20 protein-coding genes and 1 tRNA gene are annotated in these 19157 nt (G+C 70.0%); 12 read left to right on the top strand and 9 right to left on the bottom strand.

The window, feature by feature from the left end; genetic code table 11:
• Positions 1 to 36: 36 nt before the first annotated feature.
• Positions 37 to 954: an EamA family transporter RarD gene (rarD, locus tag ABD295_RS17235; protein ID WP_344305040.1), complete on the bottom strand. Its 918-nt coding sequence runs from the start codon at positions 952 to 954 to the stop codon at positions 37 to 39.
• 34 nt (positions 955 to 988) lie between these two features.
• Here rarD and ABD295_RS17230 point away from each other — a divergent pair, with 34 nt between their 5' ends.
• Entirely contained in the window at positions 989 to 1408 is a 420-nt protein-coding gene (locus tag ABD295_RS17230; protein ID WP_344305039.1) for a hypothetical protein, read from the top strand.
• Positions 1409 to 1444: 36 nt separating this feature from the next.
• On the opposite strand, the gene ABD295_RS17225 is transcribed toward ABD295_RS17230, so the two are convergent.
• Together ABD295_RS17225 and ABD295_RS17220 are read right to left on the bottom strand one after the other, a co-directional pair.
• Positions 1445 to 2584: a 2-oxoacid:ferredoxin oxidoreductase subunit beta gene (locus ABD295_RS17225; protein ID WP_425574106.1), complete on the bottom strand. Its 1140-nt coding sequence runs from the start codon at positions 2582 to 2584 to the stop codon at positions 1445 to 1447.
• Positions 2581 to 4548: a 2-oxoacid:acceptor oxidoreductase subunit alpha gene (locus ABD295_RS17220; protein WP_344305038.1), complete on the bottom strand. Its 1968-nt coding sequence runs from the start codon at positions 4546 to 4548 to the stop codon at positions 2581 to 2583. The genes ABD295_RS17225 and ABD295_RS17220 overlap by 4 nt, the downstream gene beginning before the upstream one ends.
• 298 nt (positions 4549 to 4846) lie before the next feature.
• Between ABD295_RS17220 and ABD295_RS17215 the strand changes: the two genes are divergently transcribed.
• From ABD295_RS17215 to ABD295_RS17200, 4 genes are all read left to right on the top strand, one after another.
• Complete coding sequence (locus ABD295_RS17215) at positions 4847 to 5926, top strand: sulfate ABC transporter substrate-binding protein (RefSeq protein ID WP_344305037.1); 1080 nt, start codon at positions 4847 to 4849, stop codon at positions 5924 to 5926.
• Between the two features lie 5 nt (positions 5927 to 5931).
• Positions 5932 to 6834 (top strand): sulfate ABC transporter permease subunit CysT, encoded by a 903-nt coding sequence (gene cysT, locus ABD295_RS17210; RefSeq protein ID WP_344305036.1) that lies wholly within the window; start codon positions 5932 to 5934, stop codon positions 6832 to 6834.
• The gene (locus tag ABD295_RS17205) at positions 6827 to 7639 is read left to right on the top strand and encodes a sulfate ABC transporter permease subunit (RefSeq protein ID WP_344305035.1); all 813 of its coding nucleotides are present in this window, start codon (positions 6827 to 6829) and stop codon (positions 7637 to 7639) included. The genes cysT and ABD295_RS17205 overlap by 8 nt, the downstream gene beginning before the upstream one ends.
• 88 nt (positions 7640 to 7727) lie before the next feature.
• On the top strand, positions 7728 to 8741 hold the full coding sequence (locus tag ABD295_RS17200) for a sulfate/molybdate ABC transporter ATP-binding protein (protein ID WP_344305033.1): 1014 nt from the start codon (positions 7728 to 7730) through the stop codon (positions 8739 to 8741).
• Between the two features lie 45 nt (positions 8742 to 8786).
• Here ABD295_RS17200 and ABD295_RS17195 read toward each other — a convergent pair whose 3' ends face one another.
• Positions 8787 to 9497 carry a fasciclin domain-containing protein gene (locus tag ABD295_RS17195; protein ID WP_344305032.1) on the bottom strand — a complete coding sequence of 237 codons (711 nt, stop codon included), beginning with the start codon at positions 9495 to 9497 and terminating at the stop codon, positions 8787 to 8789.
• 65 nt (positions 9498 to 9562) lie between these two features.
• On the opposite strand from ABD295_RS17195, the gene ABD295_RS17190 reads away from it, so the two are divergent.
• Both ABD295_RS17190 and ABD295_RS17185 read left to right on the top strand, forming a co-directional pair.
• A complete protein-coding gene (locus tag ABD295_RS17190; RefSeq protein ID WP_344305031.1) occupies positions 9563 to 10906 on the top strand; it encodes an MFS transporter in 1344 nt (447 codons plus the stop codon).
• Positions 10907 to 10952: 46 nt separating this feature from the next.
• The gene (locus ABD295_RS17185; RefSeq protein ID WP_344305030.1) at positions 10953 to 11309 is read left to right on the top strand and encodes a UBP-type zinc finger domain-containing protein; all 357 of its coding nucleotides are present in this window, start codon (positions 10953 to 10955) and stop codon (positions 11307 to 11309) included.
• Here the strand turns inward: ABD295_RS17185 and ABD295_RS17180 are convergent.
• From ABD295_RS17180 to ABD295_RS17170, 3 genes are read right to left on the bottom strand one after another with little or no spacing between them, the layout of a single operon-like run.
• The gene (locus ABD295_RS17180; protein WP_344305029.1) at positions 11302 to 12105 is read right to left on the bottom strand and encodes a hypothetical protein; all 804 of its coding nucleotides are present in this window, start codon (positions 12103 to 12105) and stop codon (positions 11302 to 11304) included. The two genes, ABD295_RS17185 and ABD295_RS17180, sit on opposite strands and share 8 nt — an antisense overlap.
• Positions 12106 to 12111: 6 nt before the next feature.
• Positions 12112 to 12456 (bottom strand): hypothetical protein, encoded by a 345-nt coding sequence (locus ABD295_RS17175; protein ID WP_344305028.1) that lies wholly within the window; start codon positions 12454 to 12456, stop codon positions 12112 to 12114.
• 10 nt (positions 12457 to 12466) lie between these two features.
• A complete protein-coding gene (locus ABD295_RS17170; RefSeq protein ID WP_344305027.1) occupies positions 12467 to 12958 on the bottom strand; it encodes a YajQ family cyclic di-GMP-binding protein in 492 nt (163 codons plus the stop codon).
• Positions 12959 to 13045: 87 nt separating this feature from the next.
• Between ABD295_RS17170 and ABD295_RS17165 the strand changes: the two genes are divergently transcribed.
• The 4 genes from ABD295_RS17165 to ABD295_RS17150 all read left to right on the top strand — a co-directional run bounded on the left by ABD295_RS17165 (position 13046) and on the right by ABD295_RS17150 (position 15555).
• Positions 13046 to 13127 (top strand) — tRNA-Tyr (locus ABD295_RS17165).
• 244 nt (positions 13128 to 13371) lie between these two features.
• The gene (locus ABD295_RS17160) at positions 13372 to 14115 is read left to right on the top strand and encodes a hypothetical protein (RefSeq protein WP_344305026.1); all 744 of its coding nucleotides are present in this window, start codon (positions 13372 to 13374) and stop codon (positions 14113 to 14115) included.
• Between the two features lie 145 nt (positions 14116 to 14260).
• A complete protein-coding gene (locus ABD295_RS17155; protein WP_344305025.1) occupies positions 14261 to 14440 on the top strand; it encodes a hypothetical protein in 180 nt (59 codons plus the stop codon).
• Positions 14441 to 14730: 290 nt separating this feature from the next.
• Positions 14731 to 15555, top strand: a complete 825-nt coding sequence (locus ABD295_RS17150; protein WP_344305024.1) for a bestrophin-like domain — start codon at positions 14731 to 14733, stop codon at positions 15553 to 15555.
• Between the two features lie 94 nt (positions 15556 to 15649).
• Here ABD295_RS17150 and fahA read toward each other — a convergent pair whose 3' ends face one another.
• On the bottom strand, positions 15650 to 16885 hold the full coding sequence (gene fahA / locus ABD295_RS17145) for a fumarylacetoacetase (RefSeq protein WP_344305023.1): 1236 nt from the start codon (positions 16883 to 16885) through the stop codon (positions 15650 to 15652).
• Complete coding sequence (locus ABD295_RS17140) at positions 16882 to 17745, bottom strand: hypothetical protein (protein WP_344305022.1); 864 nt, start codon at positions 17743 to 17745, stop codon at positions 16882 to 16884. The genes fahA and ABD295_RS17140 overlap by 4 nt, the downstream gene beginning before the upstream one ends.
• 75 nt (positions 17746 to 17820) lie before the next feature.
• Between ABD295_RS17140 and ABD295_RS17135 the strand changes: the two genes are divergently transcribed.
• On the top strand, positions 17821 to 19080 hold the full coding sequence (locus ABD295_RS17135; protein ID WP_344305021.1) for a homogentisate 1,2-dioxygenase: 1260 nt from the start codon (positions 17821 to 17823) through the stop codon (positions 19078 to 19080).
• Positions 19081 to 19157: the final 77 nt, after the last annotated feature.

The following is a 19157-nucleotide window of genomic DNA, read 5'->3' as shown; positions in this document are numbered from 1 at the left end:
GGCGTGAAGTCGAGCTCAGCAGTGCCGACTCGGGTCTCAGAGGGCTGTGGCCTCGGCGGCCAGGTCCAGCTGTCTTCGGCGGTGGCCGAGGGCCTCGACCGTGAACATGGCGAGGGCGACCCAAACCAGGCCGAAGCCGATCCAACGGCCGGTCGGCATCGCCTCGTGGAACCACAGGACGCCGAGCGCGAACTGGAGCACCGGGGTCATGTACTGCAGCAGTCCCAGCGTGACCATCTGGATCCGCACGGCGGCGGCGCTGAAGCAGAGCAGGGGTCCGGCGGTCACGATGCCCGTGGTCATCAGCAGCAGGGTGTGGTGCGGCCCCTCGGCGGTGAAGGTGCCCCGGCTCTGCCATTCCAGCACGAGCAGGAAGCCCGCGGCGACCGGCGCGAGCACCGCCGTCTCGAACGTTAGCGACTCGATCGCCTCGACGCCGGCGATCTTCTTGGTCAGTCCATAGCTCCCGAACGTGAGGGCCAGGACGAGGGCGACCCACGGAGGGTGGCCGTAGTCGATCGTCAGCACGACCACTGCCAGCGTGGCGACGAGCACGGCGAGCCACTGGAGCCGGCGCAGTCGTTCGCCCAGCACGACGATGCCCATGAGCACGGTGACGAGGGGGTTGATGAAGTAGCCGAGGGCGGCCTCGACGACGCGGCCGTTGTTGACCGCCCAGATGTAGACGGCCCAGTTGGTGGCCACCAGGAGGGCGGCGATGGTCAGCAACGTCCGCGCGCGAGGGTCGCGCACCACCTCGCGCAGCTGTCGGGTACGCTGCACCAACACCACCAGCAGGCCCATGGTCAGGCACGACCAGAACACGCGGTGACCGAGGATCTCGACGGCGCCCGCAGGCTTCATCAGCGGGAAGTAGAGCGGGAAGAGACCCCACATCACGTATGCCGCGACACCGAAGGCCAGCCCGCGTCGGGGATCTGGTGACTCCGGCACCGTGCCAGCGTACGAGGCTTGCCATACTGACCCGGTGCCAGCCCGCCTGCTGATGATCGGCGTCGTCGTCGCCGTCCTCCTCGCGCTGGCAGGGCCGGCCGCCGGTGCGTCGGACCGGCTCGAGCTGAGCATCCTGGTGACGCCCAAGGAGCCGCACCCGGACGTGTTCGTCCTCAAGGGCCAGGTGCTCGCGGCCGATGGTCAACCGAGTCGGTCAGGGGCGTACGCCAGGAGCAGGGCGATCCTGCAGCGGCGCAACTGCGGCAGCTGCAAGTGGTTCGCCTTCGAGCGCTTCGAGACCGATCGTGACAGCCGTTTCAAGCTGCACGTGCCCGACCTCGCGCCAGACGAGAAGAAGGTCTGCTACCGCGTCAAGGTGCCGCGTTCGACCGAGGTCGAGCGGGCGCTCTCCGAGCGCCACTGCGTCGCCCCCATCCAACCGACCGGGGGCTGAGCAGCCGGCGGTCGGCGGTCGCCTCGGCCGGAGGCGTCAGACGACGGTCCAGGTGTCGCCGCCGTTGATGAGCGCGTGGAGACGGTCCTCGGTCTCGCCGGGCGCCTTCTGGCCGGCTGCGGTCACTTGGTCACGGGCCTGGTCGTCGTACGTCGCCCGCTCGACCTGGCGGAAGATGCCGATCGGGGCGGTGTTGAGGTAGCCAGGGTCGGTGAGCCGCGAGATCGCGAACGCGAGCGTGGGGTCGGGGTTGTGGGCGTCGTGCACGAGGATCGCGTCCAGTCCGACCTCGGCGACCTCGGCGACCTTGACCCCGCCCGTGGCGCTGTCGCGGATGAGTCCCTTCGACCCGGCGCCCGAGGCGTCGGGGGCGCCGAAGGTGATGGGCTGCCCGTGCACGAGCGGGATGATCGCGTCGGCCTTGGTGTCGGGGGACTTGATGGCGTCGAAGGCGCCGTCGTTGAAGATCGGGCAGTTCTGGTAGATCTCGACGAACGACGTGCCGCGGTGGGCGGCCGCGGCCGAGAGCACGGCGGTGAGGTGCTTGCGGTCGGAGTCGATGGTCCGCGCCACGAATGACGCCTCGGCGCCGAGCGCGAGGCTGACGGGGTTGAAGGGGTGGTCGACCGAGCCCATCGGCGTGGACTTGGTGACCTTGCCGGGCTCGGAGGTGGGGGAGTACTGGCCCTTGGTGAGACCGTAGATGCGATTGTTGAAGAGCAGGATCGTCATGTTGACGTTGCGTCGTAGCGCGTGGATGAGGTGGTTGCCGCCGATCGAGAGGGCGTCGCCGTCACCGGTGACCACCCAGACGGAGAGGTCGGCCCGCGCGGTGGCGAGTCCGGTGGCGATCGCGGGTGCGCGGCCGTGGATCGAGTGCATCCCGTAGGTGTCGAGGTAGTAGGGGAAGCGCGAAGAGCAGCCGATCCCGGAGATGAAGACGATGTTCTCCCGGCGCAGGCCCAGGTCGGGGAGGAACCCCTGCACGGCCTTGAGGACGGCGTAGTCGCCGCAGCCGGGGCACCAGCGCACCTCTTGGTCTGACGTGAACTCCTTGGCGGTCTGGACGACACTGTCCTCGACCCTGGGCACGGACTCGATCCCGGACCGGAGACCGGGCAGTCCCAGCGGGGCCGGTTGGGCCTGGTGGGTGGGGTGCGCTGGGTGAGTCGTCACTCTGCTTCCCTCCGTCGGGACGGGCCCGCTGTGGCGTGGGAGACGGCCTCCCCGTGGATGCCGAGGTCGACCTCGATGCCCTCGGCCTGCGAGACCAGCTCGCCGATCGCGCGGGCGAGCTCGGCGGCCTTGAGCGGCAGGCCCCTGACGTGGTTGTAGCCGATGGCGTCGACGAGGTACTCCGCGCGCAGGAGCAAGGAGAGCTGACCGAGGTTCATCTCGGGGACCAGCACCTTGTCGTAGCGCGCCAGGATCTCGCCGAGGTCGGCGGGGAACGGGTTGAGGTGGCGCAGGTGGGCCTGCGCGACCTCGTAGCCGGCCTTGCGCACGCGACGTACGGCGGCGCCGATCGGTCCGTACGTCGACCCCCAGCCCAACACCAGGACCTTGGCGTCACCGGAAGGGTCGTCGACCTCGGTCGGCGGGATGGAGTCGGCGATCCGGTCGACCTTGGCCTGGCGGGTGCGCACCATGAAGTCGTGGTTGGCGGGGTCGTAGGAGATGTTGCCGTGCCCGTCGCCCTTCTCGAGCCCGCCGATGCGGTGCTCGAGACCGGGCGTGCCTGGGATGGCCCACGGCCGCGCGAGGGTGGCCTCGTCGCGGAGGTAGGGCCAGAACTCCTCCTTGGCTGTGTTGTCGTCGTCGCCCTGCCCCCTGACCACATGGTTGGGCTGGGTGGCGAAGGCCGGGTCGATCGCCGGCAGCTCGTGCAGGTCGGGGATCCGCCAGGGCTCGGAGCCGTTGGCGAGGTAGCCATCGGAGAGCAGCAGCACCGGTGTGCGGTAGGTGATCGCGATCCGTGCGGCCTCGAGGGCGGCGTCGAAGCAGTCGCCGGGCGAGCGCGGCGCGACGATCGGGACGGGCGCTTCGCCGTTGCGCCCGAACATCGCCTGCAGAAGGTCGGCCTGCTCGGTCTTGGTCGGCAGCCCGGTGGACGGGCCGCCGCGCTGGACGTCGATGACCAGCAACGGCAGCTCGGTCATCACGGCGAGCCCGATCGTCTCGGACTTCAGCGAGATGCCGGGGCCGGAGGTCGTGGTGACCCCGAGCGACCCGGCGAACGCCGCGCCGAGCGCGGCGCCGATCCCGGAGATCTCGTCCTCGGCCTGGAAGGTCGTCACGCCGAACGCCTTGTGCTTCGACAGCTCGTGGAGGATGTCCGAGGCCGGTGTGATCGGGTAGGAGCCCAGGAACACCGGCAGCCCGGACCGGACGCCGGCCGCGACCACGCCGTAGGACAGCGCGAGGTTGCCGGTGATGTTGCGGTACGTCCCGGGCGGCATCGGCGCCGGCTTGACCTCGTAGCGGACCACGAACGTCTCGGTGGTCTCACCGAAGTTCCACCCCGCCTTGAACGCGGTGATGTTGGCGTCCCTGATGTCGGGGACCTTCGCGAAGCGCTGGGTGAGGAACGACACCGTCGTCTCGGTGGGTCGCCCGTACATCCACGAGAGCAGGCCGAGGGCGAACATGTTCTTCGCCCGCGCCGCGTCCTTGCGCGACAGGCCGAACTCCTTGACCGCGGCGATGGTCATGCCCGTCAGGTCGACGGGGTGCACCTGGTACTCGCCGAGGGAGCCGTCCTCGAGAGGGTTCGCGGTGTAGCCGGCCTTGGTGAGGTTGCGCGCGGAGAAGTCGTGGGTGTCCACGATGATCGACGCTCCGCGGTGCAGGTCGCCGATGTTGGCCAGCAGCGCCGCAGGGTTCATGGCCACCAGCACGTCGGGGGTGTCGCCCGCGGTGAGGATGTCGTGATCGGCGAAGTGCACCTGGAACGACGACACCCCTGGCAGCGTCCCCTGAGGAGCGCGGATCTCGGCCGGGAAGTTGGGCAGCGTCACCAGGTCGTTGCCGAAGGCCGCGGACTCGTGGGTGAACCGGTCACCCGTCAGCTGCATCCCGTCACCGGAGTCACCGGCGAATCGGATGATGACGCGGTCGAGCTGCTGCACCTGCTTGCTCAACGAGTGGACCTGCTTCTTCCTTCGACGGCGTCTGGCGTGTGGGCGCCTCGCGTGCGGCGTGTCGCCGCAGGTGGCATGGCCTCCCACATTAGTCCGCCGGTCTGCCGCGTCCCAGCCGTCTCGCCGACGTGGACACACACGGCGGCTCGGGGACGCTCGGGGAGCGGCAGGTGTGAGCAGAGACACGCGGGTCCTGTACGTGGATGAATTCGCATCTTTCTGATTAAGTCGCCTAGACTGCGCGACATAGCCAGTTATCACCCCTTCTCGGGCGGGGTCGAGACACGTAAGGATCGACATGAGACTCAACGCCACGCGCCGGCTCGGTGCCCGCGGACGTACTACTGCCCTCGTGGCCGCCGCCATGAGCGGCCTCCTGGCGCTGTCAGCCTGCTCCACGGCAGACGGCGACACGGGCGAGGACGGGGGCGAGACCGTCAGCCTGAACGCCTTCTCCGTCATGGAGGCCGCCAACGAGCCCGTCTTCGCCGACTTCGAGGGCACTGACGCGGGCGAGGGCGTCACCTTCGAGACGTCGTACGGCGCCTCGGGCGACCAGAGCCGGGCCGTCGTGGCCGGCGCGGACGCCGACGTCGTGCACTACTCCCTCGAGACCGACGTGACCCGTCTGGTGGGCGAGGGCCTCGTCGCGGAGGACTGGAAGGACAACGAGACCAAGGGCATCGCGACCTCGTCGGTGGTCGTTTTCGTGGTCCGGCCCGGCAACCCCAAGGGCATCGAGACCTGGGACGACCTGATCGAGCCCGGTGTCGAGATCATCACGCCGAACCCCGGCTCGTCCGGCTCGGCGCGGTGGAACATCCTCGCCGGCTGGGCGCACGTCACCGGCAACAACGGGAGCGAGGACGAGGCGAAGGAGTTCATCACCTCCCTCCTCGACAACACGATCGCGCTCCCGGGCAGCGGCCGCGAGGCCACGACCGCGTTCACCGACGGGAGCGGCGACGTGCTCCTCTCCTACGAGAACGAGGCCATCCTGGCCAAGCAGAGCGGCGCCGACGTCGACTACGTCCTCCCGCCCGACACGCTGCTGATCGAGAACCCGGCTGCGGTGACCGTCGACGCGAGCGACGCCGGCAAGGCGTTCCTGGAGTTCATGACCGGTCCCGAGGCCCAGGCCGACTACGCGCAATCCGGCTTCCGCCCGGTCGTCGACGGTGTCGACATCGGCGAGGTCGAAGGTGCCAACGACCCGGCCGACCCGTTCCCCGCGCCCGAGAAGCTGTGGACGATCGACGGCGACTTCAACGGGTGGGGCGAAGCGGCCGACCTCTACTTCGGTGACGGTGAAGAGGGCAATCCCCTCGGCATCATCACCGAGATCCAGCAGGACACCGGCAAGGTCGGCGAGGAGTAGAGCCCATGACGCCATCGTCTGGTGGAGCCCTCCTTGAAGGGCCGACCGGGCTCGATGGGCAGGCCGGACCGGTGCCCCAAGAGGGGCGCCGGTCCCGGCGCGTTCGTCGGTCCGCACCACGCAACACCCTGACCCGCGGCTCGGGTCTTGGCCTCGGCATCGCGATGACCTGGTTCAGCCTGCTGGTCCTGATCCCCCTGGCCGCCGTCGTCGCGGCGGCCGCCGAGGGCGGCTGGGACCGCTACTTCTCGGTGCTGAGCAACCCGCAGACCTGGGCCGCGGTGAGCCTCACCGTGACCCAGTCCCTGCTCGTGACCGCCGTCAACATCGTGATGGGCACCGTGATCGCGTGGGTCCTGGTCCGCGACCGCTTCCCGGGCAGGTCCATCCTCAACCTGGTGATCGACGTGCCGTTCGCGCTGCCGACGATCGTCGCGGGCCTGGTCCTGCTCTCGCTGTACGGCCCCAACAGCCCGCTCGGGGTGCACTGGGCTTTCACGAGGTACGCCGTGTTCCTCGCGCTGGCCTTCGTCACGCTGCCGTTCGTCGTGCGCACGGTCCAGCCGGTGCTCGAGGAGCTGGAGGCCGACGTCGAGGAAGCCGCCGCCTCCCTGGGCGCGACCCGGCTGACCATCTTCCGACGCATCCTGCTGCCCAGCCTCGCCCCCGCCATCGCCGCGGGCGCGGCGCTGTCGTTCGCCCGGGCGATCTCGGAGTACGGGTCGCTGGTGCTCCTTTCCGGCAACCGGCCGTTCGAGACCGAGGTGGTCTCGGTGCGGGTGCTGAGCTTCATCGAGAACGGCAACACCGCCTCGGCGGCGGCGCTGGCCTCCGTGATGCTGTTCGTGGCGCTCGTCGTGATCGTCGCGCTCGACCTCGTCCAGAGGGGGGTGGCCCGCCGTGGTTGAGGTCTCGACCCCCCTCCGGTGGACCCTGCGCCTTCTGGCGCTGGGCTACGTGTTCCTGCTCGTCGCCTGGCCGGTGTCGCTCGTCGTGAAGCACACCTTCTCCAACGGGCTCGGCATCCTCAGCGACGCCCTCACCGACTCCCAGGTCGTCGGCGCCCTCCAGCTGACGCTGATGGTCGCCGGCTGGGCCGTCGTCATCAACACGATCTTCGGCGTCGGCATCTCGCTGCTGCTGGTGCGCTACGAGTTCCCCGGCAAGCGGGTGCTCTCGGCGCTGATCGACGTGCCGCTGTCGGTCTCGCCCGTTGTGGTGGGTCTGGCGCTGCTGCTGGTCTACAACGGCCGCGACGGCTGGTTCGGACCAGCGATCGAGGAGACCGGACGGCGGATCATCTTCGACTCGCCCGGCATGATCATGGCGACCTGCTTCGTGGCGCTGCCGCTGGTCATCCGTGAGGTCGTGCCGGTCCTGCACGAGATCGGCGACGACCAGGAGCAGGCTGCCCGCAGCCTCGGCGCCGGACCGCCCCAGACCTTCTGGCGGATCACCCTGCCGAGCATCAAGTGGGCGGTCGTCTACGGCGTCGTTCTCTCCCTAGCCCGGTCCCTCGGCGAGTTCGGGGCCGTCAAGATCGTCTCGGGCAACATCACCGGCCGCACCCAGACAGCGACGCTCGTCGTCGAGGCGAAGTACCAGAACTTCCAGCAGGACACGGCGTACGCCACGTCCTTCCTGCTGATCTTCGTCAGCATCGCCTGTCTGATCGTCGTCGCCTTCCTGCGTCCCAAGCAGCAAGCCGACTGAGCTGCCCCAACGATCCGGGACGCGTCCAGACAGCACGCAGGACCGATCCCCACACCCAGGAACACAAACTTCCCAAGGAGCACCACCCATGAGCATCGACGTGAACGGGCTGACCAAGAGGTTCGGGGACTTCGTCGCCCTCGACGACGTGTCCGTGTCCCTCCCGACCGGCCAGCTGACCGCCCTGCTGGGTCCCTCCGGCGGCGGCAAGTCCACCCTGCTGCGGATCATCGCGGGACTCGACAAGGCCGACAGCGGCACGGTGAGCATCGAGGGAACCGAAGCCACCAAGCTGCCTCCCCAGAAGCGCAACGTCGGCTTCGTCTTCCAGCACTACGCGGTCTTCAAGCACATGAGCGTCGCGAAGAACGTCGCCTTCGGCCTCGAGATCCGCAAGAAGCCGAAGCCGGAGATCGAGCAGCGCGTGGACGAGCTGCTGCGCCTGGTCCACCTCCAGCAGTTCTCCCACCGCCTGCCCTCCCAGCTCTCAGGTGGCCAGCGCCAGCGCATGGCCCTCGCGCGGGCGCTCGCGGTGGAGCCCAAGGTGCTGCTGCTCGACGAGCCCTTCGGGGCGCTCGACGCGAAGGTGCGCAAGGAGCTGCGTGAGTGGCTGCGCCGGCTGCACGACGAGGTGCACGTGACCACCGTGTTCGTCACCCATGACCAGGAGGAGGCCATGGAGGTCGCCGACGAGATCGTGGTGATCAACGAGGGCCGGGTCGAGCAGGTCGGCACGCCCGACGAGCTCTACGACCGTCCCGCCAACGACTTCGTGATGTCGTTCCTCGGCGAGGTCACCGCGCTCGGCAAGATCAGCCTGCGCCCGCACGACATCGAAGTCTCGCTCACGCCGTCGCTCGCGGGCGGCGTCGAGGGCGTCGTCTCGCGGATGCTGCGGGTCGGCTTCGAGGTGCGGCTCTCGGTGCTCACCATCGACGGCCAGGACGTCACCGTCACGCTGACGCGGACCCACGCTCGCGCCCTCGGCATCGAGGAGGGCGTCACGGTGTGGCTCAGCCCCGCGGCCGGCGCGAACACCGTCGACGGGGTCATCAACCCCGTCGCTGCACTCGAGTCCGAGGACTTGCCTGCTGTTGTCTGAGGGTCTGAGTCCCCCGCAGGGGACTCACGAGAAGAGAGACACCGGTCAGGTGATCAGCAGCTGGTCGATCACGTAGACGCGGACGCCTTGCTCGAGCTCGATGTTGCCGCAGACGACGTCGGCGCCTTGCAGCCCGACGGTCACGTCGTCGCCGTCGACCGTCACCTGGAGCGTGCTGGCGGCGGCCGTCTCGTGCTCGCCGGCGAGTGCCGAGGGGGCCAGCGTCTCGGGGACGACGTGGCGGCCCATGGTGCTGGCGCGCTTCTGCTCGTCGAAGAGCAGGTCGCCCATCTGCTGCTGGTTGAGGACGTCGATGGCCTCGTTGGTCGGCAGGAAGTACGTCGTGTCGGCGGTCGCGAGGAGGTCCGCCTCGTTGACGAGCGCGAACGAGTCGCCGATCAGGTCGCGGAAGACGACCGAGAAGATCCCGATGTCCATCTCGTTGCGGAACTCGGCAGGCCCGGTGCCATCGTCGGTCTTGAACTTCTTGCAGTCGGGGCCGAAGGGCTCGTCGTCCGGTGGTGCCGCGTCGCTCGCGGTGGCCGACAAGCTGGTCGTCCCGGTCGGCTCCGGGCTTGCGGGAGCGGTGTCGGTGGGGCTCTGGGACGTCTGGTCCTTGTCGGCCGACGGCTCGGGATCGTCGCCACCGCACGCAGCCAACGACATGACGGCGAGGACGCAGACGAGGGGGCAGACGAGGGGCCCGAGGACGGCGCCGACGGCGCGGCGCACGCCGCAGTGCATGACCCGAGTCATGGCGCCCACTGTACGGACGCCGACCCGCGCCGACGGCCCTCCCTCCACAGGCACACAATGGCCGCGTGCCCTCCCGCCAGCTCCACGACATCGGCCGGCGGCGGGCGTGGGTCATCTGGCTCACGGCGCTGTCGGTCTACGTGCTGGCGGTCTTCCACCGCAGCTCGCTCGGGGTGGCCGGCCTGCTGGCGGCCGAGCGCTTCCACATCGACGCGACGCGGCTGGCGTTCTTCACGGTGCTGCAGCTGCTCGTGTACGCCGGCATGCAGATCCCGGTCGGCGTGCTGCTCGACCGCTACGGCACCAAGAGGTTGTTGCTGACCGGCCTCGGTCTGATGACGGCCGGCCAGCTGGCGTTCGCGTTCGCCGGGAACTTCCCCCTCGCGGTGCTGGCGCGGGGGGTGCTCGGCGCCGGCGACGCGATGGTCTTCGTGTCGGTCATCCGGTTGATCGGTGTGTGGTTCTTGGTCCGGCAGGTGCCCTTCATCACGCAGCTGACCGGTCAGGTCGGGCAGCTCGGCGCGATCGTGGCGGCCGCGCCGCTGTCGATCGCCCTGCACCAGCTGGGCTGGACGCGGACCTTCGCGATCGCGTCGAGCTGCGGCGTCCTGCTGCTCGTGGGCGTCGCCCTGCTGGTCAAGGACTCGCCGTACGCCGACTCCGGCGCCGAGCGCCTCAAGCTGCGCGCGCTGGCGGGCTCGTTGCGCACGGTGTGGGGCAACCCGGGCACCCGGCTGAGCATGTGGTCGCACTTCACCGCGCCGTTCTCGATGACCGTGTTCACGATGCTGTGGGGGTTCCCGTTCCTCGTCCGTGGCCAGGGGTGGACCCCTGACCAGGCCAGCACGCTGCTGATGGCGATGACCGCGTGGGTGGTGGTGAGCGGGCTGGTGCTGGGCTGGCTCGTCGGGCGGCTGCCCTACTACCGCTCAATCCTCGTCATCGGCGTGGTCGCCTGCATGGCCGTGGCGTGGGCCGCGGTGCTGGCGCGCAGCACCCCGGCGCCGACCTGGATGATCGTCGTGCTGGCGTTCACGACCGCGACCGGCGGTCCGGCCTCGATGGTCGGCTTCGACCTGGCGCGGTCGTTCACCCCGGTCGAGGCGGTCGGCCGCGCCAACGGCGTCGTCAACGTCGGCGGCTTCCTTGCCTCGCTGCTCACGATGGCGCTCGTCGGTGTCGTCCTCGACCTGCGTGAGCCCGGCGGGATGGCGGCGTACGACCTCGACGACTTCCGCGTCGCCCTCAGCGTGCAGGCGCTCTTCTGGGTGCTCGGGGTGACCCAGATCCTGCGCTACCGGCGCAAGGCCCTCGCCCACCTGCGTCGCGTGCACCCGGGCGCGATCGAGTCGATGCGAGCCGGCCAGCCGTTCGTGCATCCGGGGATCGGGGACCGCGAGGGCGTCTAGTCTCGACTGCTCGCCGACTGCTGGAGCACGGAACTACGCTCGGTGCGTGACCTCGACCTCTCCGGGGGCCATCGACCCCACGGTCCCCCCGAGCGGGACCGGCTGTGCCGAGTGCCTCGCCGTCGACGACGGCTGGTGGTTCCACCTGCGCCGCTGCGCGCAGTGCGGACACATCGGCTGCTGCGACACCTCTCCGGGGCAGCACGCCACCCGTCACTTCGAGGAGACCGGCCACTCTGTCATGCGGAGCTTCGAGCCCGGCGAGAACTGGTTCTGGGACTTCCGCCGCGAGGCCGCTCTTCTGGGTCCCGAGCTCACGCCGCCGACCAGCCGGCCTGACGACCAGGAACCTCCCGCGCCGAGCGAGCGGGTCCCGGACGACTGGGAGGACAAGCTCAACTGACCTCGGGCCACTCGCACACCGCCAGGCTGGCGTCGTCGGGCGCGGGTGGGGTTCTGGCCCTCTCGACCTCGCGCAACCGGGCGAGGACCGCCTCGGCGCCGCGCGCCCGCGCGTCGTCGACGAGGCCCTGCCAGGTGGTCTCGGCGTAAGGATCGACCAACCGGCTCACGCCGTTGCTCAGCACCAGCGCCGCCTCTGGGAGGTCGTGCGTGCTGACGACCGCGTGCGCCGCCGCCCTCGGGTCGTCCTTCGCGATCCAGTAGCCCTCTGGCTGGTTGCGACGGGAGCGCAGGTCGTCGATGACGGCGGGGAGCGCAGCGTCGTACGCCGCCGAACCGGCCTCGAGGCCTGCCAGGGGTGCGAGGCAGACCGCCCTGACCTCGAGCTCCGACGGGTCGGTCAGGACCTCGGCTCCGGCCTGCCGGTCCAGCACGACGTAGGCGTCCGCAAGGGTCAGTGTGTCGACTCGGTCACCCGCTGCGCGCAGCATCGCCACCGTCGCCTGCGGGCTGCTCGGGTCCGCGACGTCGCAGGTCGGGTGCATCGCGGTGACCGCCTCGATGCCGGCAGCGAGGACGTCGGCCAGCGGCTCGCCTTGCCGCTGGCCCAAGCGGCTGAGGAGCCAGCCGCCGAGGTTGTGCGCGTACCACGCGACGCCGTGCCGGCAGATGCTCTCGGTGCCGGGGATGCCGGCGCCGTCGAGCATGACCACCGCGCCGGGGGTCGCGCCGAGGAAGTCCTCGTTGGTCCGACCGGGGTGACCACCGCTCGTCGCGAGGTCGACGCGCAAGCTCATGGCGGTCTAGGGATGCGCGGCCGGATCGGCTGGGACGCCGGAGGGAATGCCTCGCAGGAACGCGATGAAGCAGAGGCCCGAGGCCACGAGGATCGGCAGCCCGATCGACAAGATGGCGAGCAGCCCGACGCAGCCGAGCAGGATCGTGGCCACGAGGAGAGCGATCCGCGCCGGCCGGGTCGATGAGACGCCGCCGTACGCCGCGGCGCCGCCGCCGACCACCAGGACCGCGACGACCCACCACGCAGGGCTGTCGTCCTGCCCGTCCATGATCCGCACGTAGACCACGAGCATGACGGCGACCAGCGCCGCCGCCGCTAGCGCGGCGAGGCTGATCTTGCGGCCGGTCATCGGTTGGTCATCAGCGGTAGTTGGTGAACTGCACCGCGAAGTCGTAGTCCTGGGCGCGCACCAGCGCCTGCACGGCTTGAAGGTCGTCGCGCTTCTTGGAGGAGACGCGCAGCTCGTCGCCCTGGATCTGGGCCTTGACGCCCTTGGGGCCTTCGTCGCGGATCAGCTTGGAGATCTTCTTGGCGTTCTCGGAGGTGATGCCCTCCTTGAGGGCGATGCCGATCTTGGACTGCTGCCCGCTCTGCCGCGGCTCGCTTGCGTCGAGGATCTTCAGCGACTGGTCGCGCTTGATGAGCTTGCCCTTGAACACGTCGAGGACGGCGGTGGCGCGGTCGTCGGCAGAGGCGGTGATCTCGATGCCGTTCTCGCCCTGCCACTCGATGGTGGCGCCGGTGCCCTTGAAGTCGAAGCGGGTCGCGATCTCGCGTGCGGTCTGCCCGAGGGCGTTGTCGACCTCTTGACGGTCGAACTTGCTGACGATGTCGAACGACGAGTCGGCCATGGGTGCCTCCGTTTTCTGCTGCGGTGCTGGTACGGCTATTCTTGCGCCTCGTCGCCTCCGCTCCGCGCGGAGGTGGCGCAGCACCCCGGCAGGTTGCCCGAGCGGCCAATGGGAGCGGACTGTAAATCCGTCGGCTTTGCCTTCGAAGGTTCGAATCCTTCACCTGCCACGGGACCGAAGGCCCCCGATCAGCACGCTGATCGGGGGCCTTTCGCCGTCGCGCGTGGTCTCGACTGGCGCTCGCAGGCTCGCTGCTCGACCACCGGGGTAGTCCCTCCGCATGCTGCTCGACCACCGGGGTAGTCCCTCCGCATGCTGCTCGACCACCGAGCTCCCCGATCCGCATTGCGGACTGCTCCGAACGACCTTCACGGGTGGCCGACTCGAGGCCGCCACGACCGGAAGGCCGGCCCATGCCCAACCCACTCAGGCGATTCCCCAGGCCCAGCGCCTCGCTGCTCATGTCGACCGCAGCGCTGGTGGTCGCCCTCGGCGGCACGTCGTACGCCGCGATCAAGATCGACGGCGGCGACATCCAGAAGGGCACCGTCACCACCAAGCAGATCAAGAACAAGACGGTCAAGGGGGCCGACCTGAAGCCCGGCACCGTCGGCAGCAAGCAGGTCAAGGACGGCAGCCTCCAGACGAAGGACTTCCGCGTGGGCCAGGTCCCGAAGGGCCCGCAGGGTCCTGCCGGTGTGGGTCGGTGGGCGCTGATCAACTCCGCCGGGCAGATCGAGGCGCAGTCGGGCGGGTTCAGCGTCACCGCGGCGTACCCGGTCCTCGCCCCGACGGGCACCGACGCGACCGGCCTCCGCGCCAACGGCAACGTCTACGTCAACACCGGTGAGCCGCTGGGCAACAACGGGATCATCGCGACGATCGCCCTCCAGAACACGACGGCCCTCCTGGAGGAGCCCCCCAACACCAACACCAACGGTCGCGCGCCGGGTGCCGACCAGAACGCCGAGTTCTCCGGTGAGATCACCGTGAGCCAGTGCGGCCTTCCCGGTACGGCGTGCGCGCCCCCGGGCACCGGCAACGTCAACCACCTCGTCGTCAGCCCGCGCAACAGCGACGGCAGCTTCACCATCGACGGGCAGCGCAAGCGGTTCTACATCGTCGTCACGGGCGACTCGTCCGACCGCGTTTCCTGACACTCAGGACTCCGGAGGGACCGGCGCGCGGGGCGTGGCCTCACGGCCTGCACGCCCTGCGCGCCGCCTCCCTGGTCGTGAAGCTGCTCCTCTTCACGTCGGGCCCGTTGACTACGCACGCGACGGGCTCGGTGCCGAGCGCGTCGTGCTGGTGGGCGCGTCGATGGGCGGCGCTTGCACCGTCTCCGCGTTGGCCGACGGCGTCGAGGCGGACGACTGGGTCGCCCGGGATCGACGGCACATGGTCACCCGCATCGCAGGCGGGCTGACCCTGCTCGGCGAGCTCGTCGTGGAGCGGGCCGTCAGCGGTGCCGGGGCGCGTTGAACGCCCAGAGCGTGTAGCTGTCGACACGGCGTACGGCGCCGCGCAGGCGGGCGGTCAGGCCGCCGGTGGAACGGATGGCGGGAACGGGAAGCATGCTTCCTCCAAGAGGGTCGACTGGGTCGTCTGACAGATGACGGCGTCGTCGGCGTCATCCGGCCCAACGCGCGACGCCGAGCACACATGCCCCGGCGGCAACGTGAGCCGAGTCACGGCTCGCTCCGCGCGGGTCCTCCCGCCGGGTCGCCGGATGGTGGACACTACGGTCCGACAACCCCTTCACCGGAGGCCGCTTGTTGTTCGTCTCGCTCGGCGTCATCGTGGGGTCCACGCTGTTGGTCGGCGTCGTGGCCTACTTCTACCGCCGGCGCCTCGCACCGCCCGGCGGGGTGTTCTCAGGCATCGAGTCCGCCGACGGGATCTTCGGCGTCGTCGGCACCGGCTTCGCCGTCCTGCTCGGCTTCGTGATCTTCGCGTCCTTCGGCAGCTATCAGGCCGCCCGCGACTACGCCGGTGAGGAGGCCGTCGCGATGCGGCAGCTGGCCTCGACCGCCGGCTTCTTCCACGCCGCGGATCGCGACGAGCTGCGCCGCTCCATCGTCTGCTACGGCCGCGCCGTGAGCGAGCAGGAGTGGGCCCTGATGGCGGACGAACGCGAGAGCGCGGACGTGGAGTACTGGATCCGCGACGTCGACCTCACGGCCCAGCAGATGCCCAACGAGACCAACCGCGACGGGGCCGCCCTGGAGCACTGGCTCGCCATGGGTGAGGAACGCCAGGACGCCCGTCGCGGGCGGCTGACGGAAGGCCGGCCGTTCATCCCCGGCCTGGTGTGGGCGGTGCTCTGGATCCTCACCTTGTCCGTCCTGGGATTCCAGCTGATGTTCGTCGACCCGCGAGCCCCCGTCGTCGGTCAGCTCGCGGCGATGATGGCGACCACGGCCACGCTCGTCTCGGCGGTGGTGCTCGTCTGGGTGCTCGACAGACCCTTCAACGACCGAGGGGTGCAGATCGCCCCGTTCCGGGTCGAGGCCGCGTCCGACGCGGTGCTGACCCAGCTCGAGGCCGACACCGCCGATCCCGACCTCCCCTGCGACGAGGCCGGCCACCCGCTCTAGCCCGCGAGCGCACCCAGGCGCGCGTGCACGTCCTGGATCGACGGCCGGTCGGCGGGATCGGTCGAGAGGGCGGAGGTCGATCGCCAGGACGCGCTCAGTCGAGACCCTGGGCGGGCAGGATGGTGCCACTGACCTCGCCGATCGCGATCCGGCCGCCGCCCGTGCCGGGCGCTGAGTAGCGCAGCACCACGGTGTCGCCGTCGTCGAGGAACGTGCGCTCGACCCCGGCGACGGTGAACGGCTCCTTGCCGCCCCAGGAGAGCTCGAGGAACGACCCGCGCTGCTCGCGCTCCGGACCGCTGATCGTGCCCGACGCGAAGAGGTCGCCCGGCCGGATGCTGGCGCCGTTGGCGGTGAGGTGGGCGAGCATCTGGTGCGGGGACCAGTACATCGAGGCGTACGGCGGCCGCGAGACCACCTCTCCCGCCAGCTCCACCTCGAGGTCGATCGCCAGCCCGGCGGGCTCGGCCACGGACAGGTAGTCGAGGGGTGCCGGCTCCTGCCCCGGAAGATCGGTCCAGGTGGCGGCCAGCGCGTCGAGCGGCGTGACCCAGACCGAGATGGACGTCGCGAAGGACTTGCCGAGGAACGGGCCGAGGGGGACGTACTCCCAGGCCTGGATGTCGCGCGCGGACCAGTCGTTGAGGCCGACCACGCCGAAGACGTGGTCGGCGAAGGCACTCGTCGACACCGGCTCGCCCAGGTGCGACCCGGCCCCGACCACGAAGCCCAGCTCGGCCTCGATGTCGAGCCGTCGCGACGGGCCGTAGGTGGGCGCGTCCTCGGTCGGCGCCTTCCGCTGCCCGCACGGGCGTACGACGTCGGTGCCCGATGGCACGACCGTGCCGCCGCGCCCGTGGTAGCCCACCGGCAGCCAGCGCCAGTTGGGGAGCAATGCCTCCGCGTCCGGCCGGAAGAGCCGGCCGACGTTGGTGGCGTGGTCGAGCGAGGCGTAGAAGTCGACGTAGTCGCCCACCTCGAAGGGCATCAGCATCGTCACCTCGGCCAGCGGCAGGAGGTGTGGCTCGACGAGGTCGCGCTCGGTCTCGTCGGTGACCAGCCCGGTGATCCACGTCCGCGTCGACTGCCACACCGCTCGTCCTGCACCGAGGAGCTCGTTGAGCGACGGCTCGTCGAAGAGGTGATGGGTGTCGAGCATGTCGGCGGCGGCGACCGGGGTCAGGTCGAGCACGTGGTTGCCGATGCGGACGCCGACTCGCGGGCTCTCACCGGGCCCGGCGAAGACGCCGTACGGCAGGTGGTCGGCGTCGTACCCCGAGCCCGCTGCCCCCTCGACCCAGCTGGACGGGGGGCTCGACGGTGTGGTCACAGGTCCTCCAGGATTCCGGTGGCGGCCAGCGACTCGAGCGGCTCCTCGACCGAGCAGGAGCCGAAGGACGTGAACCACCGCCGCGCCGCGTCGATGTCGGTGTTGATGGCGGTGGTGATCACGCGCCCGTCGTCCTTCTCGTCGAGCAGGGCCACGACCTCCTCGGTCGTGCCGCCCTCGAAGGCGTGTGCCGTCGCACTCAGGACGTTGAGGAAGCCGTGGTGCTCGAAGCCGGTCTCCGGGTCGCGGTGCCGGAGCGCCTGGTGCAGGCCGGCCGTGCACTTGAACGAGGTCTCGCGATCGAGCGCGGCGTCGATCCAGCCTGCGAGCTGTCGCGCGGTCGGGAAGAGGTGTGCCTCCAAGCCTCCGGTGCGGAACTTCAGCCGCAGCTCGGCCGCCGCCACCTCGTCGGCGGCGGAGAGCCAGCCCGTGGTGGTGTCGCCCTGCGGGAGCTCAACGAAGACGGGGACGTCGTCGTCGAGGGCGCCGTCGGTCCGAGCCGCGTCGACGGCGGCGACTACGCGTCGCGCGTTGCCGGGCAGGTCGTCCGGGTCGCGCAACGCGATCTCCAGGCCTGCCAGGTCGATCCCGAGCTTGCGGCACAGGCCGGCGGGCCCGGCCAGCTGGCCGGCGCCGCCCGTCACGACGACAGTGAGCCGGGCGGGGGTGCCGCGGAGCAGGGGGACGTCGGTGTCCTTGACGACCAGGGGCCCGACGAACGCCTCCCACCACTCCTCGCGGCGCGCGACGTGCGCGGCGGCGGCGTCGTGCAGGGGAGCGTTGCCCGGGGGGAAGATGGCTGCGTCGTCGACCAGACCGAGCCACGTGGGCACCAAGACCTGTGGTGCGTACGTCAACACGCGGCTACTGTAGCGGTGACGCACTTATCGGACCACTTCGTCCGACTATAGGACACCAGGACGTCAGGAGCAAGCATGGCGCACTACCAGAGGGTCGGCGACGTGCCGCCGAAGCGGCACACCCAGCACCGTGACGCCGACGGCCACCTCTACCGCGAGGAGCTCATGGGGGAGGAGGGCTTCTCCTCCGACTCCTCGCTGCTCTACCACCGCGGTGTCCCGTCGGCGATCGTCGACTCCCAGGTGTGGGAGGTCTACGACCAGACCCGCACCCCCAACCACCCGCTGAAACCGCGGCACCTCAAGCTGCACTCGCTGTTCCCGGAAGCGGGCGACGGCCAGGGAGCGGACGCGGTCACCGGACGTCGCCTGATCCTCGGCAACAACGACGTGCGCATCACCTACGTCGTCACCGGCACCGAGCCCAGCGCGCTCTACCGCAACGCGATCGGCGACGAGTGCGTGTACGTCGAGTCGGGTTCCGGCACCGTCGAGTCGGTCTTCGGCGCGGTCTCCTACCGCACCGGCGACTACGTCGTGATCCCTCGCGCCACCGATCACCGCTGGGTGCCGGCGGAGCCGAGCCGCCTCTACCCCATCGAGGCCAACAGCCACATCCACCCGCCCAAGCGTTACCTCAGCCGCTTCGGCCAGTTCCTCGAGCACGCGCCCTACTGCGAGCGTGACCTCTACTCCCCGACGGAGCCGCTCCTCGTGGAGGGCGTCGACGTCGACGTGCTGGTCAAGCACCGCACCAGCAAGGGCGTCGTCGGCAGCCGTCTCACGTACGCCACGCACCCCTTCGACGTCGTCGGCTGGGACGGCTGCCTCTATCCCTTCACCTTCAACGTCGAGGACTACATGCCGATCACCGGCAAGGTGCACCAGCCACCGCCGGTCCACCAGGTCTTCGAGGGCTGGAACTTCGTGGTGTGCAACTTCCTGCCCCGCAAGGTCGACTACCACCCGCTGGCGATCCCGGTGCCCTACTACCACTCCAACGTCGACAGCGACGAGGTCATGTTCTACGTCGGCGGCGACTACGAGGCGCGCAAGGGCTCGGGCATCAACCTCGGCTCGATCTCGCTGCACCCTGGAGGCCACGCACACGGTCCGCAGCCGGCCGCGATCGAGGCGTCCCTGGGCGTCGACTACTTCGAGGAGTCGGCCGTCATGGTCGACACCTTCGCCCCGCTCGAGCTGGGCGAGGGCGGGCTCGCCGCGGAGGACCCGGCGTACGCCTGGAGCTGGGCGGGCCGGGGCCCCGTCTCCCCGCCTGCCGATGGGACGGGTCAGGACGACGGTGGCGACCCCGCGGTGTTCTCCAACTCCTGAGCCGGACCCAGGCGCCTACGGCTTCGCCGGCTGCGGGATCACCCACAACACCCGCGGGTAGCAGGCGGTCGAGGCCG

Origin of the sequence: Nocardioides bigeumensis (assembly GCF_039531755.1) — a bacterium.
Classification (GTDB): Bacteria; Actinomycetota; Actinomycetes; order Propionibacteriales; family Nocardioidaceae; genus Nocardioides; species Nocardioides bigeumensis.
Note: the sequence above shows the minus strand (reverse complement) of the source record. Positions and strands in the feature narration are given on the sequence as shown.

Coding starts and splice junctions, on each gene's coding strand:
- cysT (WP_344305036.1), top strand. CDS start 5,932: ATGACGCCATCGTCTGGTGGAGCCCTCCTTGAAGGGCCGACCGGGCTC.
- ABD295_RS17135 (WP_344305021.1), top strand. CDS start 17,821: ATGGCGCACTACCAGAGGGTCGGCGACGTGCCGCCGAAGCGGCACACC.
- ABD295_RS17170 (WP_344305027.1), bottom strand. CDS start 12,958: ATGGCCGACTCGTCGTTCGACATCGTCAGCAAGTTCGACCGTCAAGAG.
- ABD295_RS17195 (WP_344305032.1), bottom strand. CDS start 9,497: ATGACTCGGGTCATGCACTGCGGCGTGCGCCGCGCCGTCGGCGCCGTC.
- ABD295_RS17200 (WP_344305033.1), top strand. CDS start 7,728: ATGAGCATCGACGTGAACGGGCTGACCAAGAGGTTCGGGGACTTCGTC.
- ABD295_RS17160 (WP_344305026.1), top strand. CDS start 13,372: ATGCCCAACCCACTCAGGCGATTCCCCAGGCCCAGCGCCTCGCTGCTC.
- ABD295_RS17215 (WP_344305037.1), top strand. CDS start 4,847: ATGAGACTCAACGCCACGCGCCGGCTCGGTGCCCGCGGACGTACTACT.
- ABD295_RS17175 (WP_344305028.1), bottom strand. CDS start 12,456: ATGACCGGCCGCAAGATCAGCCTCGCCGCGCTAGCGGCGGCGGCGCTG.
- ABD295_RS17180 (WP_344305029.1), bottom strand. CDS start 12,105: ATGAGCTTGCGCGTCGACCTCGCGACGAGCGGTGGTCACCCCGGTCGG.